Source organism: Streptomyces sp. NPDC043878, assembly GCF_056435735.1.
Genome location: NZ_JBWKDW010000016.1, coordinates 117,333 through 141,655 on the forward strand (window position 1 = coordinate 117,333; position 24,323 = coordinate 141,655).

Sequence of the window (24,323 nt, forward strand, 5' to 3'; positions counted from 1 at the left end):
CCGTTACTCTGGGTTGTCCGCGAGGGATCTCGCCGCCCGGACGCAGTGGGCGAGGGCCCGGCGCGCGTACTCCGGGGAGGCCCCCGCGAGTCCGCACGACGGGGTGAGGGTCACCGCCTCCGCGAGAAGCCCCGGTCGCAGCCCCAGCCTGCGCCACAGCGTCCTGACACCCATGACGCTACCGGCCGGGTCTGACAACGCGGCGTCGGTGCCGGGCACGACACCGGCGAGCAGCCGGGTGCCGTCCTCCACCGCCTCCCCGATCGCGTCGTCGTCACGCTCGGTGAGCAGGGAGAAGTCGAAGGAGACCGCCGCCGCACCCGCCCGGCGCAGCAGGGCGAAGGGCACGTCCGGCGCGCAGGAGTGGACGACGACCGGACCGTCGCCGTGCACGGCGACGACGTCCCGCAGGGTGGCCTCGACGGCCTGCCGGTCGACGGCGCGGTGGGTGCGGTAGCCGCTCGCGGACCTCACATGTCCCCGCAGTACGTTCATCAGGGAAGGCTCGTCGAGCTGGAGCACGACCTGCGCGCCGGGCACCCGACGCGCGATCTCCTCCAGGTGCGTCCGCAGCCCCTCGGCGAGCGAACCGGCCAGGTCGCGACAGGCGCCGGGGTCGGACAGGACGACCTCGCCGTTGCGCAGCTCCAGCGCGGCGGCCAGCGTCCAGGGGCCGACGGCCTGCACCTTGAGCGGGCCCTGGTAGCCCTGGGTGAACTGCTCCAGCGCGTCGAGGTCCTCGCCGAGCCAGGAGCGGGCCCGCCGGGTGTCCCGGCCCGGCCGGTCACCGAGCCGCCAGCCGCTGGGCTCCACGCGCGCGTAGAGCTCGACGAGCAGCCCGGCGGTGCGCCCGATCATGTCCGCGCCAGGTCCCCGGGCGGGGAGTTCGGCCAGGAAGGGGAAGGCCTCGACGGACCCGGTGACGGTCTTGGCGGCTTCAATGGCGTCGCCCCCGGGCATGGAGCCGATGCCGGTGGCGGGGCCGAGACTGAGGTGTGCGTTCACGTGGGAAGCCTACGGAGGTTTCCCGGGTGCGCGGCCCCCGGACCCCGGCTTTCCCAGCGCCGCGGTACCCGGTGGGTCAGCGCCCACGGTGCCAGGTGGGTCGGCGCCCGCGGTACCCGGCCGGTCGGCGCCCGCGGTACCCGGCCGGTCGGCGCCCGCCGTGTCCGGCCCGTCGGCGTCCCCGGTACCCGTGGGCCGGCGTCCGCGCTGTCCGGGGGGTCAGCGCCCCGGACGTACCGTCAGGTCGTTGACCTCGGCGTCCCTGGGCAGGTCGACGGCCGTAAGGATCGTCGTGGCGACGGACTCGGGGTCGATCCACCGCGCGGGGTCGTACTCCTTGCCCTCCTGCTGGTGGACCTTGGCCTGCATGGGGCTGGCGGTGCGGCCCGGGTAGACGGACGTGACGCGGACGCCGTTGCCGTGCTCCTCCTGGCGCAGGGAGTCCGCGAGGGCCTTCAGTCCGTGCTTGGAGGCGGCGTACGCGGACCACTCGGCGTGGGCGTTCAGTCCGGCCCCCGAGTTGACGAACACCACGTGGCCGCGGGCGGTGCGCAGCTGGGGCAGGAAGTGGCGGGTGAGCTCGGCGGGGGCGATCAGGTTGACGTTGAGCTGGTGGCGCCAGGACCGGGGGGTCAGCTCACCGACCGTGCCGAGGTCGACGACGCCGGCGATGTGGAACAGCGAGTCCACCCGGTCCGGGAGGCTCTGGTGCGAGAAGGCCCAGCTCAGCTTGTCGGGGTCGGCCAGGTCTCCGACGAGCGTGGCGGCGCCCGGGAACCGTGCCGCGAGTTCCTTCGCGCGGCCCGCGTCGCGCGCGTGCAGCACGAGGTCGTCCCCGCGCGCGTGCAGGCGGCGGGCGAGGGCGGCGCCGATGCCGGAGCCGGCGCCGGTGATCACATGGGTAGCCATGCCCGCCATGCTCGCATCACCGGTGGTTCACCCGACGCCCCGGCTCTCTTCCAGGTACGCCAGCGCGCCGACCGCTTCCTCCGCGAAGAACACCAGGTCGGTCAGCGGGCGGGGCAGGAACCCCTCGTCCTCCATCCGCCGGAACTGCTGTTTGAGGCCGTCGTAGAACCCGGCGGTGTTGAGGAGCACGACCGGCTTGTCGGTGTGGCCGTGCTTCTTCAGCTCCAGGATCTCGGTCGCCTCGTCGAGCGTCCCGGTGCCCCCGACCATGATCACGACGGCGTCGGCCTTCTCCAGGAGCAGCCGTTTGCGTTCGGCGAGGTCACGGGCGATCAGCATCTCGTCGGCGCCCGCGCGTGCCTTGGCGGCCAGGAAGTCCACCGACACGCCCAGCAGCCGGCCGCCCGCCTCCTGCACCCCGTCGGCGACCACCTTCATCAGACCGACGTCCGAGCCGCCCCACACCAGGGTGTGCCCGCCCTTGCCCAACAGCTTCGCGAACTCCCGCGCGGGGCGCGTGTAGCGGTCGTCGAGGTCGGCGGCGGAGAGGAAGACGTAGATTCGCACGACGTCAGCGTACGCGGGAAGAACGGCGGGTCCGCGGGTGCTCTTCCGGTATGGCCAAAGGACACACGATCACCATCGAGCACTCCACGCAGCATGTGAGGGTCGTCCACGGCGACCGGGTACTGGCGGAGAGCGACCGGCCGCTGGTCCTGCGGGAGACGGGCTCCCCCGTGCGGTACTACCTGCCCGCCGAGGACGTACGGCTGGAGCTGCTGACCCCCTCCGACACCCACACGTACTGCCCGTTCAAGGGCACCGCCTCCTACTGGTCGCTGCCGGACGCGGCGGACCTGGTGTGGGGCTACCCGGACCCGAAACCCGACGTCGCCGAGATCAAGGACCACCTGTGCTTCTACGAAGTGGAAGTGTCGTGACCGATTAATCGCGTGGGGGTACGGCAGTCTCCCCAGGCATGGACAAGAAGACCCTTTCGCGCGACGGCACGTCCCTCGCGTACGAACGCACCGGACAGGGCCCGGCGGTCGTCCTGGTGAGCGGCGCGATGTCGACGGGCGCCACGGTGGCGCCCCTGGCCCCGCTGCTCGCGGACCGCTTCACCGTCGTCGCCTACGACCGGCGGGGCCGCGGCGGCAGCGGCGACACGACGCCGTACGCCGTGGCCCGTGAGGTCGAGGACCTCGCGGCGATCATTGAGACGGCCGGCGGCGACGCGGCCCTGTACGGCATCTCCTCGGGCGGCGCGCTGGTACTGGAGGCGGCGGCGGCCGGGCTGCCGGTCCGTGCGGTGGCCGTGTACGAGCCGCCGTTCGCCGACCACGGGGGCGGCGCGCCGGAGCGGGCCGCGTACACCGAGAACCTGACCGAGGCGCTCGCACAGGGCCGGCGCGGGGACGCCGTGGAGCTGTTCCTGCGGCTGACCGGTCTGGCCGAGGACATGATCGCGGGCGCCCGCCGGTCCCCGATGTGGGCCGACCTGGAGGCGGTCGCCCCGAGCCTCGCCTACGACGACGCCGTGATGGGCGACGGCCTGGTGCCCCGGGGCCGGCTGGCCTCGGTCGGTGTGCCGGTCCTGGCGCTGGCCGGCGGGGCGAGTCCGGGCTGGCTGCGGCAGGCGGCCCAGGACGTCGCGGACGCGGCACCCGAGGGCGCGTACCGCACCCTGGACGGCCAGACCCACGCGGTGGACCCCGCCGCCCTGGCGCCGGTGCTGGCGGAGTTCTTCACGGCATAGTTCCTGCGCGCGGGCGCCGTGGCCCGCTCCTTCACGTCGCCCGCGCGCGTTGTGGCTCCCCTCGGGCACCGGATTCCGGCGTCGGCGGGAAACCGCGTCACACCATTCCGCGCCACAGCTCCCGTTCCGCCAGGGCAAAGCGACGCTCCAGGTCGTCGAGACCTCCGAGCACCAACCGCATCCTGCGCCGGAACGCCGGCCCGTGAGCCGACACCTTCAAATGCGTCAGCTCGTGTACGAGGACGAGATCCACGAGGGCGGGGGGCAGTTGCATCAGCGCCCAGTGCGCGGTGATGGTCCCGTCCGGATCACAGGCACCCCAGCGCTCCTTGAGATCGCGTACGTGCACGTCTCTGGGAGTCACACCTACCCGCACGGCCAGAGGCCGCACACGGGTGGTCATCCATTCCGCGCCTCGTGCGGTGTACCAGTCGGCGATGAGCCGCGCGCCTTCCCGAGCGGACTCGCGTCGCGGGAGTTCCAGCCACCCATGGTGCAGTCGTACCCGTGCGCCCGGCTCCGCGGGCAGGACTCTCAGCCGGTGGCGGCGGCCGAGATAGGAGAAGCTCGCTCCGCTGACCAGTTCCTTGCGAGGTTCACCTCCTCCGCGCCTGCGCCGGTCGACCTCGCTCGCGATGCGCGGCAGCCGGGACCGGACGGCAGCCGCGACCTCCTGCGGGTCTGCACCGGGAGGCACCGCGAAGAGCACACCCCCGTCCTCGCGGATCTCGATCCCGAGTGTCCGGCGGCGTGGCCGTACGACGACTTCCCACGTCCACTCGCCCGGCAGAGGAAGCGACGTGAGGGCGGACCGCACGGAGACACTCACCCGGCATTGGTACCACTGCGCACCGACAACGGCCGCAACCGGTGTCCTGTCACGCGTGCGGCCGCGCCGCGTACCGCAGGAAATCGCCGCGCCGCTCCACGGCGAGTTCCTGCAGGGCTGCGGCCATGTCCGCGGTGTCGTCCCAGTCCATGTGGAGATGAGTGGCCACTTTGAAGCGCAGTTCCCTGCGGGCCTCGATACGGGCGTCGGCCTGGGTCACGAAGTGCGGTGCCCGCACCAGGACCGCGATGTTCGCGGTGAGGAGACAGGCCGCCTCGTACAGATCCACCTCGGCGGGCAGAGGTGCCGCGCCCGCCTGCTCCAGTTCTCTCCTCAGCGCCCGGTACACGGGCCGTTCCGTCAGCGGGTCGAGGCTCGGGCCCGTCTCCTCGACGTCCACCGTGATCTCGCCGACGAGCTGTGCCAGGTCGGCCGCGGCCTGCTCGAAGTCCTGGCGCATCCGCCGGACGATCTCTTCCAGCCGGACGCTGAACAGCTCGTAGCGGGCGCGGTCCGTGCCGATCCTCGCCGTGATGTGGGTCCGCAGGCGGCTGACCATGTACCTGGTCCTGGCGCGAGCGTCAGGGTTGGCGTCGACGCGCTCCATGAAGTCGGCAGCGCTCAGCTCGACCGGGGGTACACGCAGTTCGACACCGGTCACCCGGAGGTGGTCGGCGATGAGCTGGCGCACCTTCGCCCCATACCGGCGCGGGCTGAACTCGTCACGTCCGTCGAGGTAGCGCTGGCGCGCCAGGTACTGCACCTCGCCCAGCAGACCCGCGAACCGCTCGTACCGCAGTGCGTACGGCCGGGGCAGGACCGCGCTCAGGGCGGTGAGGAAGTCCCGAGCGTGTTCGTCGAACTGACCGCGCGCGAGCGGGTCCTCCAGCACGTCCAGCAGTACCTCGCGGCGCTGTTCGTCGGCCAGGGAGAGGATGCCGCGCTCGTCGTACAACGCGAGTCCGTGGCCGTCGAGGAAGCGGGCGATCCGGCCGTGGAGATCGTCGAGAAGCCGGTCCGCGGCGGCGTCCGCCTGGAGCAGCAGCCCCTCGCCGGTGGGCGGTGTCCCCTCGAAGTCCGGACGGAGGTGGTCGACGGAGACGTTCTCGTAGCCGTAGACCTCCCGCAGGTGGTGCTGCTCGTAGGCCCGGAGGGAACGGGCCAGTTCGACGCCGATGCCGACGAAGTCGACGAGGGTTCCCCACCGCTTGCGCGGATACGGCCGGTTGGTGCGGGCCACGGCCTGGAGCAGGCCCGCGCCGGAGAGGGCGCAGTCCAGGTAGAGGACCTGTTCGACGGGTGCGTCGAAGCCGGTGAGCAGCATCGACTGGACCACGAGGAAGGCGAGGGGCTCCGCCGCCTCCCCGTCGTCCTGGTCGTCGTCCGGGGTGTCCTCCGCTTCCGGGTGCTCAAGCCGGAACACGTCCGTGACGGGTCCACCGGAGGCACCGTGCGCCTGCCCCGACGCGCCATGAGGCTCGACGGGCCACGAGGGGTCGACGGCCGCGGCCAGGGGGTCCCCGAGTCCCGCTTTGAAGCGCTCGACGTACCCGTCCTGCCGCGATTTCAGCGTCCACTGCCGCCAGCCGGAGGGGTCCTTCCTCGGGTCGCCATGGATCACGACCGCCGCGTCGATGGAGGCGAGGACATCCCGGTGCGGCAGGACGGTGAGCAGCTTGCGCATCTCGTCGTCGGCGCCGAGGGCCGCCATCGGATCGTGGGCGATGGCGGGATCCAGCGCATCGAGCTGCGCGAGCAGCCGGTCGCGGGCGTCGAGCAGCGCGTCGCGGTAGCGGACGGCGGCCAGCCGGGACGCCGCCGCCAGCTGGGCTCCGAAGCGGTCGGGCAGCGCGTTGACCGCCCAGTGCCGCAGCATGAAGTCGGCCTTGTGGGCGATCACCGAGGGCGCTTCGAGAACTTCCTTCCTGCGGGCGAACTTCCGCAGCACCCGCTCACGCCGCTCGGGATCGCCGGGCACCTGCTCGTCGAACTTGGCGTCAAGCGCGGCCTTCTCGATCACTTCCATCGGCACGTCGTACGCCTCGTAGCGCACCGGGACGACAGACCGGTCCAGCTCGGCCTCGCGCAGCGTGTAGGCGTCGACGAGCTTCCCGAAGATCTCCTCGGTCTCCTTGCGGGCGCCCCGGATGATGGGCGTGCCGGTGAACCCGACGAGGACGGCGTTCGGCAGGAGGGCGCGCAGCCGGGCGTGCAGCCAGCCCGCGTGGCCCCGGTGCGCCTCGTCGACCAGGACGACGATGTCGTGGCCGGGGTTCGCCGGGCGGTCGTCGGCGGGGGCGTCCTTGTCGGCTCCCTGCGGCAGAAGGCTGTCGTTACGGCCGTCGTAGGCGCTGTCGTCGCGCTGGGCCTTCTGGAGCATGACCAGGACGACGTCCGGCACGCGTACGGCGAGCTGCGCACGCGCGTCGACGACACCGTCGGCCCGGTGCACGGTCTCCTCGGTGGCCGCCATCGACGACCTGATCTGCTTCTCCAGGTCGATACGGTCCGTGACGATCACGATCTTGTGCCGCTTGAGCTCGTTGTCGCTCCTGAGATGGCGCACGAGGAAGGCCATGGTGAGGCTCTTGCCGGAGCCCTGGGTGTGCCAGACGACACCGCCGCGCTGGTCGACGTCCTGCTTCGCCGCGACCGCTCTCCCGCGCTCCCGGAGCCGGCGGGCGAGTCGGTGCACGGCTTTGAACTGCTGGTACCGGCCGATCACCTTGAGCGTACGGCGGCCCTGACCGCGCTCGGTGGTGAAGTCCCGTACGAGAGTGAGGAGATGACCGGGCCGCAGCACTCCCGCCGTGAGCACTGCCATGTCGGTGTCGCAGCCGTCGGCGGGCGCGGGCTCGGTGGTCCGCCACGGGGTGAAGTACTCGGGCGTGGAGGTGACGGTGCCCAGCTCCGCGTACGTCCGGTCGGTGCCGACCAGCACCTGCGCGAACCGGGTGAACTCGGCTACGGGGGCGGGTGATTCGAGACTCGCGTAGCCACACACTTGCCCGACCGCCTCATCGAGCGCGGCCCTGCTCTCCTCCCTGCCTCCGGAGGTGAGCGGGGCCTTGCACTCGATGACGACCCAGGGCAGCCCGTTGACGAAGAGCACCAGGTCGGGGGTGACGGGCCCGGCGTCCTTGCGTTCCACCCGGAACTGGCTGACCGCGAGGAGGTCGTTGCGACCGCCGTTCTCCCCGGCCCAGTCGACGAGTTGGACGTGTTCGGGGTCGCCCTTCCTCCAGCCGGGCAGCATGCGGGCGTTGACGCCCTTGCGCAGCAGCCGGGTCACGGCGAGGTTTCCGCCGACACCGCGGTCCATCGGGCCCTGACCGGGTGCCGTGCCGAGCACGAGGGCCAGGAGGTAGTCGAGTTGGGCGGCCGTGAGCCAGGTGCCGCCACCGTTCGAGCGGGTGTTGATCCGCGATACGGCGTCCCGGAACCGGTCGGCGTACACGACGTCCGTGAAGGCGTCGCGTCCGGACGGGCCGGGCGTGCTGGCGGGTTGGCCGGGCGGCGCGCCTTCCAGGTGCTCCCATCCGAGTTCGACCAGTTGCCGTATGAGCGGCTTCTCGGTCTTGTCGTACTCCGGTTGCTCCCGCCGACCCACCGCTGGACTCCCTGCCCTCACCGTGCGCCCCAGCGTCGCCATGGGACGTACAGGAGACTTTACTCACGGGCAGAGGAGCGACCAGGGATCTTTCAGCCGCACGATCAAGCCACGGCGTCCTCAGGCGGGATCGGGCGGCGATGAAGGGAGTTCGGAGCCTCCGGATCAGGCCGCGAGCGCGGGTGGCGGGCCCGGCGGAAGGGCCAGCTCGAACCAGATCGTCTTGCCGGCCGGTCCGTAAGGTCCCTCGCCCGTCCCGCAGCCGCCCCAGCGGTCGGCGAGGAGGTCGAGGATCAGGAGGCCTCGCCCGCTGTACGCATGCGCGGGCACGGCCGGGGGTGACACGAGTGTCGGCAGGTCGGGGTTCATGTCCCAGACGCTGACCCGCAGTACGGGATCCAGCCAGTGCAGGCGGACGAACGCGGGCCCCTTGGTGTGCCGCACGGAGTTCGTCGCGAGCTCGGACGTCAGCAGTTCCGCCCGCTCGACGAGTTCGGCGAGGCCGTGGGCGGTGAGGACGGCCCGGAGGGTGAGGCGGGCGATGCCGGGGGCGCGGGGGTCGCAGGGAAAGTGGAGCTCGTAACTCCAGGGGGCGGTGAAAGGGAGGGACGTGGGATGCGGAGGGGGTTCGGGGTCGTCGGCGTGGGTGATGAGGGTGTCCGGGGCGGTGGGGGTGGTGGGGGGTCGGGTCACGCGGCACCTCCGTTGGTGCGAGTGGCTGTGGTGAGTGCGCGGTGGTGAACCGCGCGGGCGGCCATGGCCTCCGGCCCCGGGTGCGTGCGGTGTCTCTGCCGGTACGTGTGCCGCCCCTCCGGATGGGCGGGGGTCGTGCCGGTGCGCTTCCGCTGGGCGGGGCAGGGGTGGTGGCCTGAGTCACACCATAGCGAGAGTGATTTAACCCGTGCCATCCATCTCACTGGAACGGGTGTAGTTTCGTTGTGAGATGGACTCGGAGCGCGACCATCGGCACACTGTGCGCGAGCAAGGAGGGCCTTGATGGCACCGAACACCCCGACTATCCGGCAGCGCCGCCTGGGTCTGGAGTTGCGGCGACTCCGTGAAGCGGTTGGCATGTCAGCCCCCGCAGCGGCTGGCGCACTGGGTACGGACCGCACGAACATCTCGAACATCGAGGCAGGGCGGTACGGCATCGGCGAGGAGCGCCTACGCCGACTGGCCAGCATCTACGAGTGCAACGACGAGCAACTGATCGACACGTTGGCCGGGATGACGGGCGGTCGCAAGCCGGGCTGGTGGGACGAGTACCGGGGCAAAGTACCTCCGGGGCATCTCGACATCTCCGAGATCGAGCACTATGCCGTACACCTGCGCACCGTACAGACATCCCATCTTCCGGGGCTGTTCCACACCGAGGACCACGCCAGGGCGATCTTCGACCTCGTCGTGCCGAAACTGCCCCGCCTGGAAGTCGAGTTGCGCATCGCTCACCGGCTCGCGCGGCAGCGTGTCATCGCGGGGGACAAGGCGGTGCCCTACGTCGGGATCATTCACGAGGCCGCGCTGCGGATGCAGTTCGGCGGCCGAGACGTGGCGCGCGCCCAACTTCATCACTTGCTGGACGAGAACGAGCGTGACAACGTGACCTTGCTGGTGATCCCGTTCGCGAGCGGAGGCTTCCCCACAGTGGGGGACGCCGTGCTGTATGCGGCGGCCGAGAACCCGCACCTGGACACCGTGCACATGGACTCACCGGCCGGCCCACTGTTCTTCGACTCGCCAACCCAGTTGGACAACTTTCGCCAGCGCCTGGACCTGGCCGAGCGAGTGGCGTTGGCTCCGAAGGAGTCTGTCGATTTCATCCGCGCGATCGCCGAAGAGTTGTAAGAGGAGCGGGCCTTGTCGGAGTTGTGCTGGTTGAAGTCGTCTTTCTCCGGGGAGGGCGGCAACAACTGCGTCGAGATAGCCGCGCCGAGCCCCGACGGGATCGCCCTGCGCGAGAGCGAGAGCCCGGCCCGCGTTCTCACCACGGACCGGGCCACGCTCGGGGCGCTCGTGACAAGCATCAAGGCAGGACTTGGCAGTTGAGTAGGCGGCTCCGCTCAGGCAGCGGAAGGCTCTACTCGCCCGAGTAGCAGGTCCTCGACCACCGCTCGTTGAACAGCCCTCAGCTTGGCCATCTGCTTTTCCAATGCTTCGGAACGCCGTCTGACCGCACGAATCGGCTCGAGCAACCGCTCTTGCTCCTCCAGCGGAGGCACCGGGACGGGCATCGCTTTCACCTGAGTCGAGTTGATCGACGCGAGGTTCGTGGTCTGCTTGCCCACTCGTTGGAAGTAGGCCCGACCTGCGGGCGACGCCGTGTACAAGGCGAGGAAGTCCGACGACAGCCTCTCACCGCAGCGAACCCGGAACACGTGGTTCTGGTGAAGGCAGGGCTCGATGCGTCCGTCCCAGACCGCGCCTCGCCCGAGCTTGTCGAGGTCCCCACCCTCGGTGAGCAGCAGGTCTCCCTTTTCCAGCGCGTACCGCTCGTGCTGAGCACGGAGAATCCGGACCCGCTTGACGTCCGTTGTATCGATGCTCCCGTCCAGGACGTTGGCGACGCGCAGGTAAGGCAGTTCGACAGTTCCCGCGCCAACAGGCTCTGATCCAAGGGTCACCCCAGCGGCGACAGTCGCAACGGTCTTCAGCGGAGCCTCGTCCCACAATTCCCCGCGCGACAAAGCCTCGGAAGACAAGGCGTGCTCGGCCGACTTCAACTTGCCGAGCGTCCGCTCCAAAGCCTCGGTCCGCCGCTCGAAGGCGGCATGCGCGGCGACGATCCGGCGCTGTTCGTCGAGCGATGGGATCCCAATCTCCATGGCTTGAAGACGCATCGTGTCCAGGCGACCCGTGCCGTGGCTGGTGTCCTCGACCATGGTAAGGATCTTGTTCGTCCTGGCCTGAATCGCATGGGCAAGGAAGTGCGGATCGACACCATCGCCCGGAATCAGGGCTTTGACATCCTGCCCGAAGGCAACTCGCCTCTCGGTCACGCCAATACGGAACTCCGACTTGAGGCTCATGCCGCGCACGATGAAGAGAGTTGTGCCCTTGTCCACCAAACGGGAGCCATTAGCTGCGCCGAACGACGTCAACCGCCGCTCCGACTCCGAGATACGGAAGCTCTTGAGGCTGGCCCCACTGATCCACGGGATTTCACCTCCCCAGTAGGCTGCATTCGATGTACTGGGCGTTCCGCCTGAAAGCCAAGTGCCCGCCTCGCCAAGGGGCACGTACCGCCACCCAGCCCGAACCTCACCGCCCATAACCCAGCTCCTCCAGCCACTTCCCCAGCTCCCCCTGAGCCGCCTCGCTCGCCCCCTCCAGCTCGCTCAGCGACACCGCGTACTTCTCCACCCACCGGCGGAACACCGCGATCAGTTCCCGGCGTCCCACCGCGAACGCCGCATCCACCCGTCCCGACACGTCCTCGTTCAGGACGTCCAGGACGATCTCCTTGGTCCGCGCCTCGTCCGCCAGGACGACCTTGGCCGCCGCCTTGAGGTCCTTCAGGAACAGGTCGTCCAGCGCCTTGCGCTTCTTCGTCGCGGCCGTGCGTACCTTGCGGCAGACCACCACATCCCGCTCGAGCCGCGCCAGTTCCTCCTCCGACACCGGCTCGGCCGACTCGGCGCTGTCTGCGGCCTCGTCCTCCTCCTCGCCGTCCTCGGCGGGCTTCGCCGCAGCAAGCGCGTCCACCGCCTCCTTGTAGGCCGCGTCCGCCGCAGCGACCTCCGCCTCCACCACCGCGTACCGGTCGAGGAACTCGGGGATGAGGTGGCGTACGACGGGCTGGTCCATCGCGCGGCGGCGGTCCGTGGCCGTCACGGTCTGCTTGCGCGAGGTGGTGCCCGTGCTCACCGCGCCCTCCGCCGGCTTGACGATCGCCTCCGTCGAGTCGACCCAGCCTTCGAGGACGCGGGCGAAACCACCGGCCGCAAGGGCCTTCATGTCGTAGCGCGCGTGCGTCCACCAGTCGGCGATGATGCCCGCCGTACGGTAGTCGTCGATGGCGCCGACCCCGCCGATCGCCGTGATGAAGCCGTCCAGCAGGCCGGAGCGCAGGTTCATCAGCAGGCGGTCCTCGGCCAGCTGGGCGAACAGCTTCGAGCCCTCCGCCCACCAGTCCGCGTACGCGGCCCGAAGTTCCGCCTGCTTCTCCGCCGTCAGGCCGGCGATGCGCATCTCCGTCGCCTCGGGGCCCTCCGGCAGGAAGTCGTAGTACGCCGGGTCGGCCCCGCGTTCCGCGAACAGGGTCGACGCGTCCACCCCGTACGCCTCGAAGAGCCCCGACCGCGCCGTCACCTCCGCTACCGGCACGCCTCCGTACAGGTGGGCCCGTACGTCCTGCGGCTCGGGCGGGGGCGAGTTGTCGACCCAGCGGCGGATGTTGAGGTTGGCACCCTCGGCGAGGAGGTCGTCCACCGTGACCCAGCGTGAGTAGCCGGAAAGCTCGCGCCCGTCCTTGAACACGGTGACGATCTTCTCGACGTGCTCGGGGCCCAGCTCGTTCTGGTTGCGGCCCACCGTGAACTCGCGGTCGGCGTTGATGAAGAGGACCTTCTTGCGCCGGTCCGCGTCCGGCTTCCTGCGCGGCCGCCGGAGCACGAGCACACAGGCCGGGATGCCGACGCCGTAGAAGAGGTTCGGACCGAGGCCGATCACGGCCTCCACGCAGTCGTCGCGGAGCAGTTCCTCACGGATGTCCTTCTCCCTGCTACCGCGGAAGAGCACTCCGTGGGGCATGACGACGGCGACCATGCCGTCCTCCTCCAGCACCGAGATCATGTGCTGGACGAACATCAGGTCGGCCTTCTTGCCCTTCTCGGGCGCCCAGCCCCACTTCATACGGCTGCCGTGCACCCCGTCCGCGGCGGCCACCGCCTGCTGGTCGTACGGCTGGGAGAACGGCGGGTTGGAGAGGACCTTGGTGAACGTGAGCAGGCGCTTGCCGGGGTCGAGGTGGAGCGGCTCGGTGAGGGTGTCGCCGTGCTGGAGATCGAACGTGCGGATGCCGTGCAGCACCATGTTCATGCTCGCCATGGACCAGGAGGCGGGGTTGCGGTCCTGGCCGTTGATGCCCAGCTCGTCGGGGTTGCCGCCGTGCTCCTCCACGTACTCGCGGGCCGCGATGAGCATGCCGCCGGAGCCCATGCAGGGGTCGTAGACGCTCTCGGTGGGCTTCGGGTCGAGCAGGCGCACCAGCATCCGGACGACCGAGCGCGGGGTGTAGAACTCGCCGCCGCTCTGGCCCGCGCTGTCCGCGAACCGGCCGAGCAGGTACTCGTACGCCGCGCCCAGCATGTCGGGGAACTCGAAGTCCTCGTTGCGGAGCCGGTAGATGCTGAAGTGCCGGATCAGGGACAGCAGTTCGTTGGTGGTGAAGCGCGGCTTGTTGCCGACGACCGCGTTGAACTCGATGTGCGAGGCGACGCCGGTCAGCCGCGAGTTGCCCTCCTGGAGGGCGGCGAGCGCCTTGTCGAGGTACTCGCCGGCCTGGACGACCTTGCCGTCGGGTCCCTTGGTCTCGGCGGTGAGCGCCTCGATCCCGGGGACGGTCTCCTCCGGGTGCTCGGGGTCGAGCACGTGCGGGCCGGTCCACCAGCGGGCGCGCGGAGGGACGTAGAAGACCTTGGTGTACCACTCGGGGTTGTCGGCCCGTTGCAGGGCCTTCGTCTCGCTGCCCGTCTCCTTCAACCGCTGCTGGTAGGTGCGGTCCCATTCGGGCTGGAACTCGTCCGAGGCCCGCTTCAGGAACAGCATCCCGAAGATGTAGTCCCGGTAGTCGGAGGGCTCCATCCGGCCACGGAGGATGTCGGCGGCCGCGAAGAGATGCCGGTTCAACTGGGGGAGGGTGATGCGGGCCACGCGCCGGTCCTTCGGTGGGGAGTGGTGGTGGACAGGAGGTCGAGCGATCGTGCCAGGGCAGCCTAGACCGCTCACCGACGCGGGCGAAAACCACCCGAGCGGCTGCTTTCGGCCATGCGGTGGGCTACCTGGACCGGTCGTCCACGATGCCGAGGCTGACCAGCAGCCGCCAGACGTCGGAGGACGGGTCCCGGTTGAGGACGGGGCAGTCCTCGGCGTGACCGGAGCGCGCGGCCCACTTCCTCTCGGACTCCGGCGCACTGCCGCGCGGCACCGCCTTGGGCTTGCGGTTGTCGGCCTTGCAGTCACCGTGCTCGCACTGGTTGACCAGGCTTCGGGCGTGGGCGACGGCCCTCTTCACGACGGCGTCGTCTTCGTCGTCCAGCGCGTCCCGACGCTCGCCCTTGACGCTCTTGTCGTTCTTCACGTCGAACGACTTGAACGCCGGGTGCGCCGCCCGCAGCTTCTTCACCACGTCCTTGCTGCTGCCGCTCTGCCGCCCGCTCATCGCCTGGAAGTGCAGCAGCAGCCACAGGTCGAAGGAAGGGTGTGAGAAGCAGACCTGGATGTTGGCCTCGGCGGCCTCCTTGAGCGCCTTCGGGATGTCGTGGTGCCTGTCCCGGTCGAACAGCACCCACGCCTCCTCGCCCGAGGCCTGCCTGTGGTCGCGGACGGCGGCGACCGTCCTGGAGGGGATGAGGCCGTTCTTGGCGCTGATGGGGTGGATCAGGAACGGCTGTCTCTGCCCGTCCCCACCGTCCCCGTAGCGGGCGTTGAGGTGGTCGAGGTACTGCGGCTCGGTGACCTCGCCCTCGCACGCGATGAAGAGAACCCGTTGCTCCTTGGAGACCGGCGGCCGGTACGGAACGGGCGCGAACTGGTCGTTCCGGCTTCCCCTGCGCTTGCGTGAGGTATCCGCGCCCCCAACCCCTCCCGCTCCCCCGGCACCGCTGTCCTGCTGTTGTCCGCCCCGCCTGCTCACGCTGTTTCCTTCGCCTCCTGCCAGGACAGTTCACGAGCGATCGCTCCCGCGCCGACGCGTGGTACCCCGCCGTAACGTCCGCGTAGGTAACCGCTCTCCAGGTCCTCGTCCTCCGCCGGGTGGGCAGCGGTCACGGGATAGACGCTGGTCGCCCCCGAGCGTTCCTTCGCCGCGATCCACACCTGCTCCCGGTCCAGCGGACGGTCCAGCACGGCGCTACCCAGCAGGGTGGCGTCGTGCGTCGTGAAGACGAGTTGGGCGTTGTTGGGGTTGGCCTTCGGGTCCTGGAAGATCCGTACGACCTCGGCTGCCAGGGTGGGATGGAGGCTGGAGTCGAGTTCGTCGACCAGCAGAGTCGTTCCCCTGTCCAGCACTGTGAGCATGGGTCCGAGGAACGCGAACCAGGCGTGGGTGCCGAACGACTCCTCGCGCAGGAACTCCAGCGGGACATCGCCGCCGTCCGGGGTACGGTGCCTCAGCCGGATGCCGCCGGAGTCGGGATCGACGTCGATGCCGGTGATGCCCAGATCGGCGATGGCGAGGAGCTGGAGGATCCGTTCCCGGTACGCGAGCTTCGTGTTCTTCGGACTCTTGTCGGCCAGCATCCGCTGGGTGAACGTCGTGCGCCCCGTGATGTCCTCGCCGGGCGTGACCAGCCACAGGTTGTCGAGGAACCAGCTGTGCAGCGCCGAGAGCACAGGGTGGTTGAGGGTGGCCCCAGCGGACAGGAACAGCGCGTCAGGCCGCGTGTACGTCACCAGGTCATCCCGGCGGGTCCCTGTGAAGGCGGCCCCTTCGAAGAGGAATTCGGGGCCCTCGGACTCCGGCCGGTCGGCCTCCCGGTCGAACCAGACCTGGCGCTCACCGTCGGGGTAGGCGTGCAGCCATTCCGCCTCGACACGCTCGTCGGACAGTTCGAATCCGTAGGTGTAGCGGATCTTGCGGTGGCTCCCCAGGGCCAGATCGACCTCGAAGAGAGTCGTCTCGTTGACGCTGACCTGGTCAAGTTTGAAAGGCTGGCGGGGAACACCGGGCTGCTTGGGCCAGTCGGCGAACGATGTACGCACCGCTTCCCGCATGGCCGTCATGGCGCTGAGCAGATTGGTCTTCCCCGACGCGTTGGCACCGAAGACGCCCAGGACCGAGAGCCCCGGAACCGGCCGGCTCTCGTAGACCAGACCGGTGTCGCGGGCGGTGCCCTCCTTGAGCGCGGCACCGATCAACGACAGCTCGCACTCGTCACGGATCGAGCGGTGATTCGCCACCCGAAAACGGAGGAGCACCCTCGACCTCCTGGCGGACGGGGAAGATGGCCCCGTCGTTCTGTTACCCCTGCGGACGCTCCGCAGGGGAAGACTATGACGGCGGCGGAGCCGGGGCCAGCCCCGAAGATCTTTTCTAGGCCACCCCGGCCGCAGCCCGCGCGGTCGTCGCGATCGTCGCCGAGCCCACCACGCGCGTGCCGTCGTACAGCACGATCGCCTGGCCGGGGGCGACTCCGCGGACCGGCTCGGCGAACGACACCTGGAGGGTGCCCTCGACCAGTTCGGCGGTCACCTCCGTCTCGCCGCCGTGCGCGCGGAGCTGGGCGGTGTAGGTGCCCGGGCCGCTCGGCGCGGTTCCGCACCAGCGCGGCCTGATCGCCGTGAGCGCGCCGACGTCCAGGGCGGCGGCCGGGCCGACCGTCACCGTGTTGTCCACCGGGGAGATGTCGAGGACGTAGCGCGGCTTGCCGTCGGCGGCCGGGGTGCCGATGCGCAGGCCCTTGCGCTGGCCGATGGTGAAGCCGTACGCGCCCTCGTGGGTGCCGATCCTGGCGCCCGACTCGTCGACGATGTCACCCTCGGCCTTGCCGAGGCGGTTCGCGAGGAAGCCCTGGGTGTCGCCGTCGGCGATGAAGCAGATGTCGTGCGAGTCCGGCTTCCTGGCCACGGCCAGGCCCCGGCGCTCGGCCTCCGCGCGGATCTCGTCCTTGGTGGTGAGGGTGTCGCCGAGCGGGAACAGCGCGTGGGCGAGCTGCCGCTCGTCCAGGACGCCGAGCACGTACGACTGGTCCTTGGCCATGTCGGAGGCGCGGTGCAGCTCGCGGCTGCCGTCCTCGCGGACGACGACCTGGGCGTAGTGGCCGGTGCAGACCGCGTCGAAGCCGAGGGCGAGCGCCTTGTCGAGCAGGGCGGCGAACTTGATCTTCTCGTTGCAGCGCAGGCACGGGTTCGGGGTGCGCCCGGCCTCGTACTCGGCGACGAAGTCCTCCACGACGTCCTCGCGGAAGCGGTCGGCGAGGTCCCACACGTAGAACGGGATGCCGATCACGTCCGCGGCGCGGCGGGCGTCACGCGAGTCCTCGATGGTGCAACAGCCCCGCGCGCCCGTACGGAACGACTGCGGGTTCGCGGACAGCGCGAGGTGGACGCCGGTCACGTCGTGGCCCGCCTCGGCCGCGCGCGCGGCGGCGACGGCCGAGTCGACACCGCCCGACATGGCGGCGAGGACACGGAGCGGACGGGAAAGCTGCGGGGTGTCAGTCATAGCCCTTCAAGGGTAAGGGGGCGCGGGAACCAGAACCCGCGAGTATCCGTTCTCGATCACATGGGGGACACACAGCGCGACACCGACCGGCGCATCGGGCGGCGCGCCCTGCTCATCGGCGGGGCCGCGGCCGCCGCCGGCACGGCCGCGCTCGCGCGCGACGAGCTGGCGCACCTGTGGTGGCGGCTGCCCGGCGTGGAGAAGCCGCGGGTGGCGGGCGCGGTCGACTTCCGGGGCGCGCGGTGGGTGGCGGCCTCCCCGGCGAACTGGCGGCGGGCGGACCGGCCCGACGACTACGCCATAGACCGGGTCGTCGTCCATGTCACCCAGGGGGGTTTCGCGAGCGCGGTGAAGGCGTTCCAGGACCCCGGGCACGGCGCCGCGGCCCACTACATCGTCCGGCAGGACGGCCGCATCACCCAGATGATCCGGGAGCTGGACGTGGCCTTCCACGCGGGCAACCGGGAGTACAACGAGCGCAGCGTCGGCATAGAGCACGAGGGTTTCGTGGACCGGCCCGAGGACTTCACCGACGCGATGTACGCGGCCTCCGCGCGGCTGACGGCGGGGATATGCGGGCGGTACGGCATCCCCGTCGACCGCGGGCACGTCATCGGGCACGCGGAGGTGCCGGGGACCGACCACACCGACCCGGGGCCGCACTGGGACTGGAAGCGGTATCTCCGCCTGGTGCGCGAGGCGCGGACAGCGACCGCGTAGCGGGGAACCTGTGTGACGCAGCCCACATGGGCGTCATATGGTGACCAATCGCCGACGGCCGCGTGTCCGTTGCGTCCCGACCGCCGAGCGTGACCTGCGATCCGCCAACCGACCTTGTTTCCAGCGTAGTTGACGGCGTCGCCCGCGCTGGGCGTTCTCACAGCCGGCCCGGCTCGCTGCCAGGTTCGCCCCAGTCCTCACACAGCCCTTACGTCGAGGCTCCACGGCCATGACGAACAGCGCAGAGCCCGCGTCCGGCGCGGAGCGAGACGGCAGGGGCGCCCACGCGAGGAGCGACCGGGGCGGCAGGGGCGAGCACACCGGGACGGCCAGGGCCCGGAGCGGGAAGGGAATGCACCGGCGCCGCTTCCTCGGCGGGATGGCCGGAGTCGGCCTCGGCGCCGTCGGGGCGGCGGGGGCGACCTTCGGGCTGCTGACCGACGCGGGCGGCAACAAGGCCGGAGCCGCCACCGGCACGGGCACGCTGCCCGTGCCCGAACTCCTCGAAGGCACCACCGCCGACGGCACCACCACCTTCACCCTGGAGGCGAAGGCCGGCACCGGTGAGGTGCTCAGCGGAGTCACCAGCACCACAGCCGGCTACAACCAGTCGTTCCTCGGCCCGACCATGAAGTGGACCAACGGCGACAAGATCCTGCTGAACATCACCAACAGCCTCACCGAGGAGACCACCGTCCACTTCCACGGCGCGCACGTCCCGCCCACGATGGACGGCGGCCCGCAGAACGCGTTCGCCGCCGGGGCGACCTGGTCCCCCACCTTCACCGTCCTGGACGAGGCCAAGACCCTCTGGTACCACCCGCACGCCCTGGGCACCACGGCGAAGCAGGCCACCCACGGGCTGGCGGGGATGATCATCGTGGAGGACGACTCCACCGCCTCCGCGGCCCTGCCGAGCGACTACGGCGTCGACGACATCCCGCTCGTCTTCCAGTGCCTGGCCGTCGACAGCGCCGGCGACATCAAGTACGACCAGGCCGGCTACCTCGCCAGCGGCCTCAGCTTCCCGGTGCTGGTCAACGGCGCCAACGTCGACGACACCACGCTCACCTTCGCCGCCACCAAGACCCGCAACCGCTTCCGGGCGCTCAACGCCTCGCCGTCGGACATCATCACCCTCCAGCGCAGCGACGGCGGCAAGCTGACCCAGATCGCCACCGACCAGGGCTATCTGACGGCGCCGACCTCGGTGGACACCATCCGCCTGGTGGCCGGGGCCCGCGCCGAGTTCGTCATGGACGTCACCGAGGACGTCACCCTCCAGGTCGTCATCACGACCGGCTGGATCCGCGGCGGCTCCGGCACGTACGACTTCCTCACGGTCGCGGCCGGCGGCAGCGACACTCCGGACGACCTGCCGAGCAGCCTCAACACCATCGAGCGGTACGACACCGGCGACTTCACGGCCCGCACCATCACGCTCAGCAACACGGGCGCGACGATGAAGATCAACGGTCAGGCCGGGCTCACCATGTCCGGCATGACCATGATCAGCACCACGCTGGGGGCCAAGGAGATCTGGACGATCACCAACGCCTCCCAGCTGGAGCACTCCTTCCATCTGCACGACGTGCCCTACCAGTTGGTCTCGATCAACGGGGCGAGCCCCACCGGGGTCCAGCTCGGCTGGTACGACACGTTCGAGGTCGTCGGCGGCGGCTCCATCAAGATCGCGATGGAGTTCACCGACTTCTCCGACGACACCTACATGTACATGCTCCACTGCCATCTGCTGCAGCACGAGGACGAGGGCATGATGGCGTCCCTCATGGTGCTGGACAGCTGAGCGCCGGGCCCCGGGAGGCGGCCTGATAGGGACGGGAGGTCCTCCCTAGGTGAGGCCCGCCGCGCGGGCCCGCTCCACGGCCGGACCGATCGCCTTGGCGACCGCCTCGACGTCGGCCCCGGTGGAGGTGTGGCCGAGGGAGAAGCGGAGGGTGCCGCGGGCCAGGTCCGGGTCGGTTCCGGTGGCCAGCAGGACGTGGCTGGGCTGGGCGACGCCCGCGGTGCAGGCGGAGCCGGTGGAGCACTCGATGCCCTGGGCGTCCAGCAGCAGGAGCAGCGAGTCGCCCTCGCAGCCCGGGAAGGTGAAGTGGGCGTTGGCCGGGAGGCGGCCGCCGGGTGCCGGGTCCCCGCCGAGGATGGCGTCGGGGACCGCCGTACGGACCGCCTCGACCAGGCTGTCGCGCAGGGCGCCGACCTCCCGCGCGAACCACTCGCGCCGCTCGGCGGCCAGCGTGCCCGCGACCGCGAAGGACGCGATCGCGGGCACGTCGAGGGTTCCGGAGCGGACGTGCCGCTCCTGGCCCCCGCCGTGCAGCACGGGCACGGGGGTGTGCTCACGGCCCAGGATCAGGGCGCCGATGCCGTACGGGCCGCCGATCTTGTGACCGGACACGGCCATCGCGGCTAGGCCGGAGGCGGCGAAGTCGACCGGCACCTGGCCGTACGCCTGCACCGCGTCGGCGTGCAACGGGATCCCGAACTCGGCGGCGACGTCCGCCAGTTCGCGGACCGGGGAGATGGTGCCGATCTCGTTGTTGGCCCACATCGCGGTGGCCAGGGCCACGTCGTCGGGGTTGCGGACGATGGCCTCGCGCAGCGCCTCGGGGTGGACCCTGCCGTAGGAGTCGACCGGGAGGTACTCGACGGTGGCGCCCTCGTGTTCGCCGAGCCAGTGCACGGCGTCGAGGACGGCGTGGTGCTCGACAGGGCCGGCCAGCACCCGGGTCCGGGCCGGGTCGGCGTCGCGGCGGGACCAGTACAGGCCCTTGACGGCGAGGTTGTCGGCCTCGGTGCCGCCGGAGGTGAAGACGACCTCGCTGGGGCGCGCGCCGAGGGACTCGGCCAGGGTCTCGCGGGCCTCCTCGACCGTGCGGCGGGCCTGTCGGCCGGATGCGTGGAGGGAGGAGGCGTTGCCGGTGACACTCAGGTGCGCGGCGAGTGCCTCGACTGCCTCGGGAAGCATCGGGGTCGTCGCGGCGTGGTCGAGGTATGCCATGGTGACCCGATTCTACGGGGACCCGGTCGGCGGCCCCGGCGACAGGCCGCCCGGAGCTCTACGGGGACCCCGTCACCGGCCTCGGTGACCGGCCTGCCCGGAGCGCGGGTGCGACGGTGTGCGGCTCGTCCCCGGCCGCCTCCCGCCGTCTCGCACCTGGCGTCGCACATCCGGCGGAGCACGGTGCCCCGCGGCTTCGCGGCTCTGGGCTTCCGCGAGGCGCGGCACCCCACCTGGCCCGCGGTGGTCACAGGCTCCAGGACAGCGAACTGTCGGCCTGCACGAAGGCGGCCAGGACCAGGAGGTCCGCCACGCCCAGGCCGAGGCCGAGGATGGCACGGCCGCGGCGGGCCGTGCCGCGCCACAGGGCCACACCGGCCAGGGCGATGGCCATCGGGCCGAGGAAGACGTTGAGCACGAGGAGGCCGAGGAGACCGAGGATGAAGGACGCGACGGCCATGCCGTCGGCGTCGCGGGCCCCGGTGTGGCTCGTGGCCGATGCGGTGAGTTGCATGTCAGTCAGCTCCCGGTGACGTGGGACGGCGTTCAGTGGGTCGAGGTGTGACGTCGGCGGCCGTGGCGCTCGCGGAGCGCGAAGACGGCGAGCCAGACGGCGATGACGGCGGCGGCGACGACGGTGACGGTGAGCGACGTGTGGGCCACGGTGCCCATCACGAGGCCGAGCAGCAGAAGTGCGGCGACGAGGAACAGCATGGGATGAGATCCCCCTCCGAGATGCGTGCGAGATGCCGCTCGTTACATTTGGGTGAACGGTTGTAGTAACACTTGTTCACTGACTCCAGAGTCTAGCGTGCCGCACGGCTTTTCAATTCCGGAGAACAGTTGTTAACTGCATGGCATGAGTCACACCCTCGGCATCCGGCAGGCCCAGAAGCAGAAGACCCGGCAGTCGCTCCTGGACGCCGCGCTGACGCTCCTGGAGGAGCAGTCCCTGAGCAGCCTGGGCCTGCGCGAGGTCACGCGCGCCGTCGGCGTCGCCCCGACGGCCTTCTACCGGCACTTCCGCTCCACCGAGGACCTCGGAGTGGCCCTGGTCGAGGAGGCGCTGGGCAGCCTGCACCCGATGATCCGGACGACGGTGTCCACGGCTGGCGACAGCGACGAACGCATCGACCGTGCCATCGAGTTGATCGCCGGTCACGTGGACGCCTACCCCGCCCACGTCCGTTTCATCGCCCGCGAACGCCATGGCGGGGTGCAGCCGGTGCGCGAGGCCATCCGGCAGCAACTGGTCCGGTTCGCCGAGGAGGTGAGGGACGAGCTGGCCAAGGACCCCGAATCGGCCGGATGGAACGACGACGACCTGCTCATGCTCGCCCATCTGTACGTCGACCAGATGCTGATCACGGCCTCGCTGTTCCTGGAGGCGCTGGAGGCCCCGGAGAAGCGGGACCACGTCACCCGGCTCGCGACCCAGCAGCTGCGGCTGATCAGCCTCGGCCGCAGGCACTGGCTCGCCTGACGAGCCGCGGGAAGGGCAACACAACGGCGGCGCACCCGGGTTCGGGCGCGCCGCCGTCCGGCGTACGGGATCCGGGGTCAGCCCTGCGGGGCCTGGTCGCCTCCGCCCGGCCCGCCACCGCAGCCACCGCCCTGACCGCCACCCTGGCCTCCACCGGGGCCGCCCTGGCCACCCCCGGGCCCACCGCTCGGCATGCCCGACGGCGTTCCGGTCGGGGTGCCGGTCGGCGCTCCCGAGGCGGCGCCCGACGGGGCTCCCGAGGGCGCTCCACCGGGCCTTCCCGAGGGGTTGCCGCTCGGCATGCCGGAGGGTGCCTGGCAGCTCTGCTGCCCCGAGGTACCGGTGGTCGAGGACGACGAGTCGCCGCCGCCGCAGGCCGTCAGCAGGAGCGGGGACAGGGCCAGCAGGGCGACGGCGGGGACGAGACGGGCACGCTGCATGAGGGACAACTCCACATCGGATGGGGGAACCGTGAGGAGGGCACTCAACCAAGGGCGCTTAGGGCTGAGTTGGGACCGCCCTGTGGGCCGCCTGTACGTAGGGCAAAGCGCGCCTCAACGCACCCCGCCGACCTGCGGGGCAGCCGTTCCCCCGCCGCTGCCCACCGGTACGGCTCCGTGACACGGGTCGCCGCCGGTCCTTGCTCAGCCGAGACGCACGCGCGCCAGTTGCCGGGACTGCGCCACCAGCCGGTCCGCGCTGTCCCAGACCTCGGCGTCCTCCTCCAGGAAGCCGCCGGCGAGGTTGCGGGTGCCGATCGACACCCGCAGCGGGCCCGGGGCCGGCCGGCAGCGGACGTGCACGGTCAGTTCGACCGTGGGCACCCAGCCGGTCAGGCCGAGTTCGAAGGCGGTCGGCGGCAGCGCGTCGACCGCGAGGAGCAGCGAGAGCGGATCGGCGTCCCGGCCGTCGGCGAGCCCGAACCAGGCGCGCATCTCCCCGTTGCCGGAGGGCGAGCCGAGCGCCCAGCCCAGGGTGGCCGGGTCGAGCCTGAGCATCAGCCGGTCGGTGATGGCCGAGCTGCCCTCGATCGGGGCGGGCCCGTCCTCCGGGCCGAAGCACTGCTCCATGGGCGGGATCGCCGGCGGCCGCGCCGTCGTCCGGACGTCGTCGGGGAGCGCGTCCAGGTCGCCGTAGGAGGCGAGGACACGGATGCGTTCGACCTCGCGGCCCTGGTCGTCGTACTGGAAGAGGGAGGCCTGCCCGGTCGACAGGGTCCGCCCGGTGCGGACGAGGTCGGTGCGCACGACAGCCGGTCCGGGCTGGGACGCCGTCAGGTAGTGCGCCGAGACCGTGAACGGGTCGGAGTGCGGCAGGGCGTGTGCCAGCGCGCGGCCGATGACGGCCAGCAGATAGCCGCCGTTGACGGCGCTGATGATCGTCCAGCCCGCCGAGAGGTCGGTGTCGTAGACGCCGGGTTCGCGTGGGGTGAGCGCGGTGTCCCGGTCGAACTCGCTGTCGCCGATCGTGGCCCGGGTGATCGCGGAGGCTGCTTCTGGCATGCCCGAACGCTACAACAACAAAATACTAAGCGGTAGCTTTGCCAAGGTGAGACAAGGGCAATATCTTGGTAAGTGTCCCTACTCGTCCGTAAACCCGGAGCC

23 protein-coding genes are annotated in these 24,323 nt (G+C 70.7%); 7 read left to right on the forward strand and 16 right to left on the reverse strand.

Features of this window, described 5'->3' with window-relative positions:
* Positions 1 to 3 precede the first annotated feature (3 nt).
* The 3 genes from AC07AZ_RS22765 to AC07AZ_RS22775 form a co-directional block, all read right to left on the reverse strand.
* Entirely contained in the window at positions 4 to 1,005 is a 1,002-nt protein-coding gene (locus tag AC07AZ_RS22765) for a methionine synthase (protein ID WP_478850501.1), read from the reverse strand.
* A 219-nt stretch (positions 1,006 to 1,224) separates the two neighbouring features.
* Positions 1,225 to 1,923, reverse strand: coding sequence for an SDR family oxidoreductase (locus tag AC07AZ_RS22770; protein ID WP_478850503.1), 699 nt, complete (start codon positions 1,921 to 1,923; stop codon positions 1,225 to 1,227).
* An 18-nt stretch (positions 1,924 to 1,941) separates the two neighbouring features.
* Positions 1,942 to 2,481, reverse strand: a complete 540-nt coding sequence (locus AC07AZ_RS22775; protein WP_478850505.1) for an LOG family protein — start codon at positions 2,479 to 2,481, stop codon at positions 1,942 to 1,944.
* 50 nt (positions 2,482 to 2,531) lie between these two features.
* Here AC07AZ_RS22775 and AC07AZ_RS22780 point away from each other — a divergent pair, with 50 nt between their 5' ends.
* Both AC07AZ_RS22780 and AC07AZ_RS22785 read left to right on the forward strand, forming a co-directional pair.
* Positions 2,532 to 2,855 (forward strand): DUF427 domain-containing protein, encoded by a 324-nt coding sequence (locus tag AC07AZ_RS22780; RefSeq protein ID WP_478850507.1) that lies wholly within the window; start codon positions 2,532 to 2,534, stop codon positions 2,853 to 2,855.
* 38 nt (positions 2,856 to 2,893) lie between these two features.
* Positions 2,894 to 3,673 (forward strand): alpha/beta fold hydrolase, encoded by a 780-nt coding sequence (locus tag AC07AZ_RS22785; RefSeq protein ID WP_478850509.1) that lies wholly within the window; start codon positions 2,894 to 2,896, stop codon positions 3,671 to 3,673.
* Positions 3,674 to 3,770: 97 nt separating this feature from the next.
* On the opposite strand, the gene AC07AZ_RS22790 is transcribed toward AC07AZ_RS22785, so the two are convergent.
* The 3 genes from AC07AZ_RS22790 to AC07AZ_RS22800 form a co-directional block, all read right to left on the reverse strand.
* Entirely contained in the window at positions 3,771 to 4,502 is a 732-nt protein-coding gene (locus AC07AZ_RS22790) for a M48 family metallopeptidase (protein WP_478850511.1), read from the reverse strand.
* Positions 4,503 to 4,551: 49 nt separating this feature from the next.
* Positions 4,552 to 8,112: a type I restriction endonuclease subunit R gene (locus tag AC07AZ_RS22795; RefSeq protein WP_478850513.1), complete on the reverse strand. Its 3,561-nt coding sequence runs from the start codon at positions 8,110 to 8,112 to the stop codon at positions 4,552 to 4,554.
* 165 nt (positions 8,113 to 8,277) lie between these two features.
* The gene (locus tag AC07AZ_RS22800; RefSeq protein ID WP_478850515.1) at positions 8,278 to 8,805 is read right to left on the reverse strand and encodes an ATP-binding protein; all 528 of its coding nucleotides are present in this window, start codon (positions 8,803 to 8,805) and stop codon (positions 8,278 to 8,280) included.
* A gap of 303 nt (positions 8,806 to 9,108) precedes the next feature.
* On the opposite strand from AC07AZ_RS22800, the gene AC07AZ_RS22805 reads away from it, so the two are divergent.
* Complete coding sequence (locus AC07AZ_RS22805) at positions 9,109 to 9,957, forward strand: helix-turn-helix domain-containing protein (RefSeq protein WP_478850517.1); 849 nt, start codon at positions 9,109 to 9,111, stop codon at positions 9,955 to 9,957.
* Between the two features lie 12 nt (positions 9,958 to 9,969).
* Positions 9,970 to 10,158: a DUF397 domain-containing protein gene (locus AC07AZ_RS22810; RefSeq protein ID WP_478850519.1), complete on the forward strand. Its 189-nt coding sequence runs from the start codon at positions 9,970 to 9,972 to the stop codon at positions 10,156 to 10,158.
* Between the two features lie 14 nt (positions 10,159 to 10,172).
* On the opposite strand, the gene AC07AZ_RS22815 is transcribed toward AC07AZ_RS22810, so the two are convergent.
* The 5 genes from AC07AZ_RS22815 to mnmA all read right to left on the reverse strand — a co-directional run bounded on the left by AC07AZ_RS22815 (position 10,173) and on the right by mnmA (position 17,494).
* The gene (locus AC07AZ_RS22815) at positions 10,173 to 11,381 is read right to left on the reverse strand and encodes a restriction endonuclease subunit S (protein ID WP_478850521.1); all 1,209 of its coding nucleotides are present in this window, start codon (positions 11,379 to 11,381) and stop codon (positions 10,173 to 10,175) included.
* Positions 11,371 to 13,983 carry a type I restriction-modification system subunit M gene (locus tag AC07AZ_RS22820; RefSeq protein ID WP_478850523.1) on the reverse strand — a complete coding sequence of 871 codons (2,613 nt, stop codon included), beginning with the start codon at positions 13,981 to 13,983 and terminating at the stop codon, positions 11,371 to 11,373. Before AC07AZ_RS22820 ends, AC07AZ_RS22815 begins: the two co-directional genes overlap by 11 nt.
* Positions 13,984 to 14,107: 124 nt before the next feature.
* Positions 14,108 to 14,965 (reverse strand): RloB family protein, encoded by an 858-nt coding sequence (locus AC07AZ_RS22825; RefSeq protein WP_478850524.1) that lies wholly within the window; start codon positions 14,963 to 14,965, stop codon positions 14,108 to 14,110.
* Positions 14,962 to 16,248: an AAA family ATPase gene (locus AC07AZ_RS22830; protein ID WP_478850526.1), complete on the reverse strand. Its 1,287-nt coding sequence runs from the start codon at positions 16,246 to 16,248 to the stop codon at positions 14,962 to 14,964. Before AC07AZ_RS22830 ends, AC07AZ_RS22825 begins: the two co-directional genes overlap by 4 nt.
* 115 nt (positions 16,249 to 16,363) lie before the next feature.
* Complete coding sequence (mnmA, locus tag AC07AZ_RS22835; protein ID WP_478850528.1) at positions 16,364 to 17,494, reverse strand: tRNA 2-thiouridine(34) synthase MnmA; 1,131 nt, start codon at positions 17,492 to 17,494, stop codon at positions 16,364 to 16,366.
* A gap of 60 nt (positions 17,495 to 17,554) precedes the next feature.
* Between mnmA and AC07AZ_RS22840 the strand changes: the two genes are divergently transcribed.
* Together AC07AZ_RS22840 and AC07AZ_RS22845 are read left to right on the forward strand one after the other, a co-directional pair.
* Positions 17,555 to 18,214 carry an N-acetylmuramoyl-L-alanine amidase gene (locus AC07AZ_RS22840; protein WP_478850530.1) on the forward strand — a complete coding sequence of 220 codons (660 nt, stop codon included), beginning with the start codon at positions 17,555 to 17,557 and terminating at the stop codon, positions 18,212 to 18,214.
* Between the two features lie 229 nt (positions 18,215 to 18,443).
* Entirely contained in the window at positions 18,444 to 20,021 is a 1,578-nt protein-coding gene (locus AC07AZ_RS22845; RefSeq protein WP_478850532.1) for a multicopper oxidase family protein, read from the forward strand.
* A 45-nt stretch (positions 20,022 to 20,066) separates the two neighbouring features.
* On the opposite strand, the gene AC07AZ_RS22850 is transcribed toward AC07AZ_RS22845, so the two are convergent.
* The 3 genes from AC07AZ_RS22850 to AC07AZ_RS22860 form a co-directional block, all read right to left on the reverse strand.
* A complete protein-coding gene (locus tag AC07AZ_RS22850; RefSeq protein ID WP_478850534.1) occupies positions 20,067 to 21,236 on the reverse strand; it encodes a cysteine desulfurase family protein in 1,170 nt (389 codons plus the stop codon).
* Between the two features lie 247 nt (positions 21,237 to 21,483).
* Complete coding sequence (locus tag AC07AZ_RS22855; protein WP_478850536.1) at positions 21,484 to 21,750, reverse strand: DUF4190 domain-containing protein; 267 nt, start codon at positions 21,748 to 21,750, stop codon at positions 21,484 to 21,486.
* 32 nt (positions 21,751 to 21,782) lie between these two features.
* Positions 21,783 to 21,950, reverse strand: a complete 168-nt coding sequence (locus AC07AZ_RS22860) for a hypothetical protein (RefSeq protein ID WP_478850538.1) — start codon at positions 21,948 to 21,950, stop codon at positions 21,783 to 21,785.
* Between the two features lie 145 nt (positions 21,951 to 22,095).
* Between AC07AZ_RS22860 and AC07AZ_RS22865 the strand changes: the two genes are divergently transcribed.
* Positions 22,096 to 22,719, forward strand: coding sequence for a TetR family transcriptional regulator (locus AC07AZ_RS22865; protein WP_478850539.1), 624 nt, complete (start codon positions 22,096 to 22,098; stop codon positions 22,717 to 22,719).
* A gap of 77 nt (positions 22,720 to 22,796) precedes the next feature.
* Here the strand turns inward: AC07AZ_RS22865 and AC07AZ_RS22870 are convergent, their stop codons facing one another.
* Both AC07AZ_RS22870 and AC07AZ_RS22875 read right to left on the reverse strand, forming a co-directional pair.
* Positions 22,797 to 23,159, reverse strand: a complete 363-nt coding sequence (locus AC07AZ_RS22870; RefSeq protein ID WP_478850541.1) for a hypothetical protein — start codon at positions 23,157 to 23,159, stop codon at positions 22,797 to 22,799.
* Positions 23,160 to 23,363: 204 nt separating this feature from the next.
* The gene (locus AC07AZ_RS22875; RefSeq protein WP_478850543.1) at positions 23,364 to 24,221 is read right to left on the reverse strand and encodes a thioesterase family protein; all 858 of its coding nucleotides are present in this window, start codon (positions 24,219 to 24,221) and stop codon (positions 23,364 to 23,366) included.
* Positions 24,222 to 24,323: the final 102 nt, after the last annotated feature.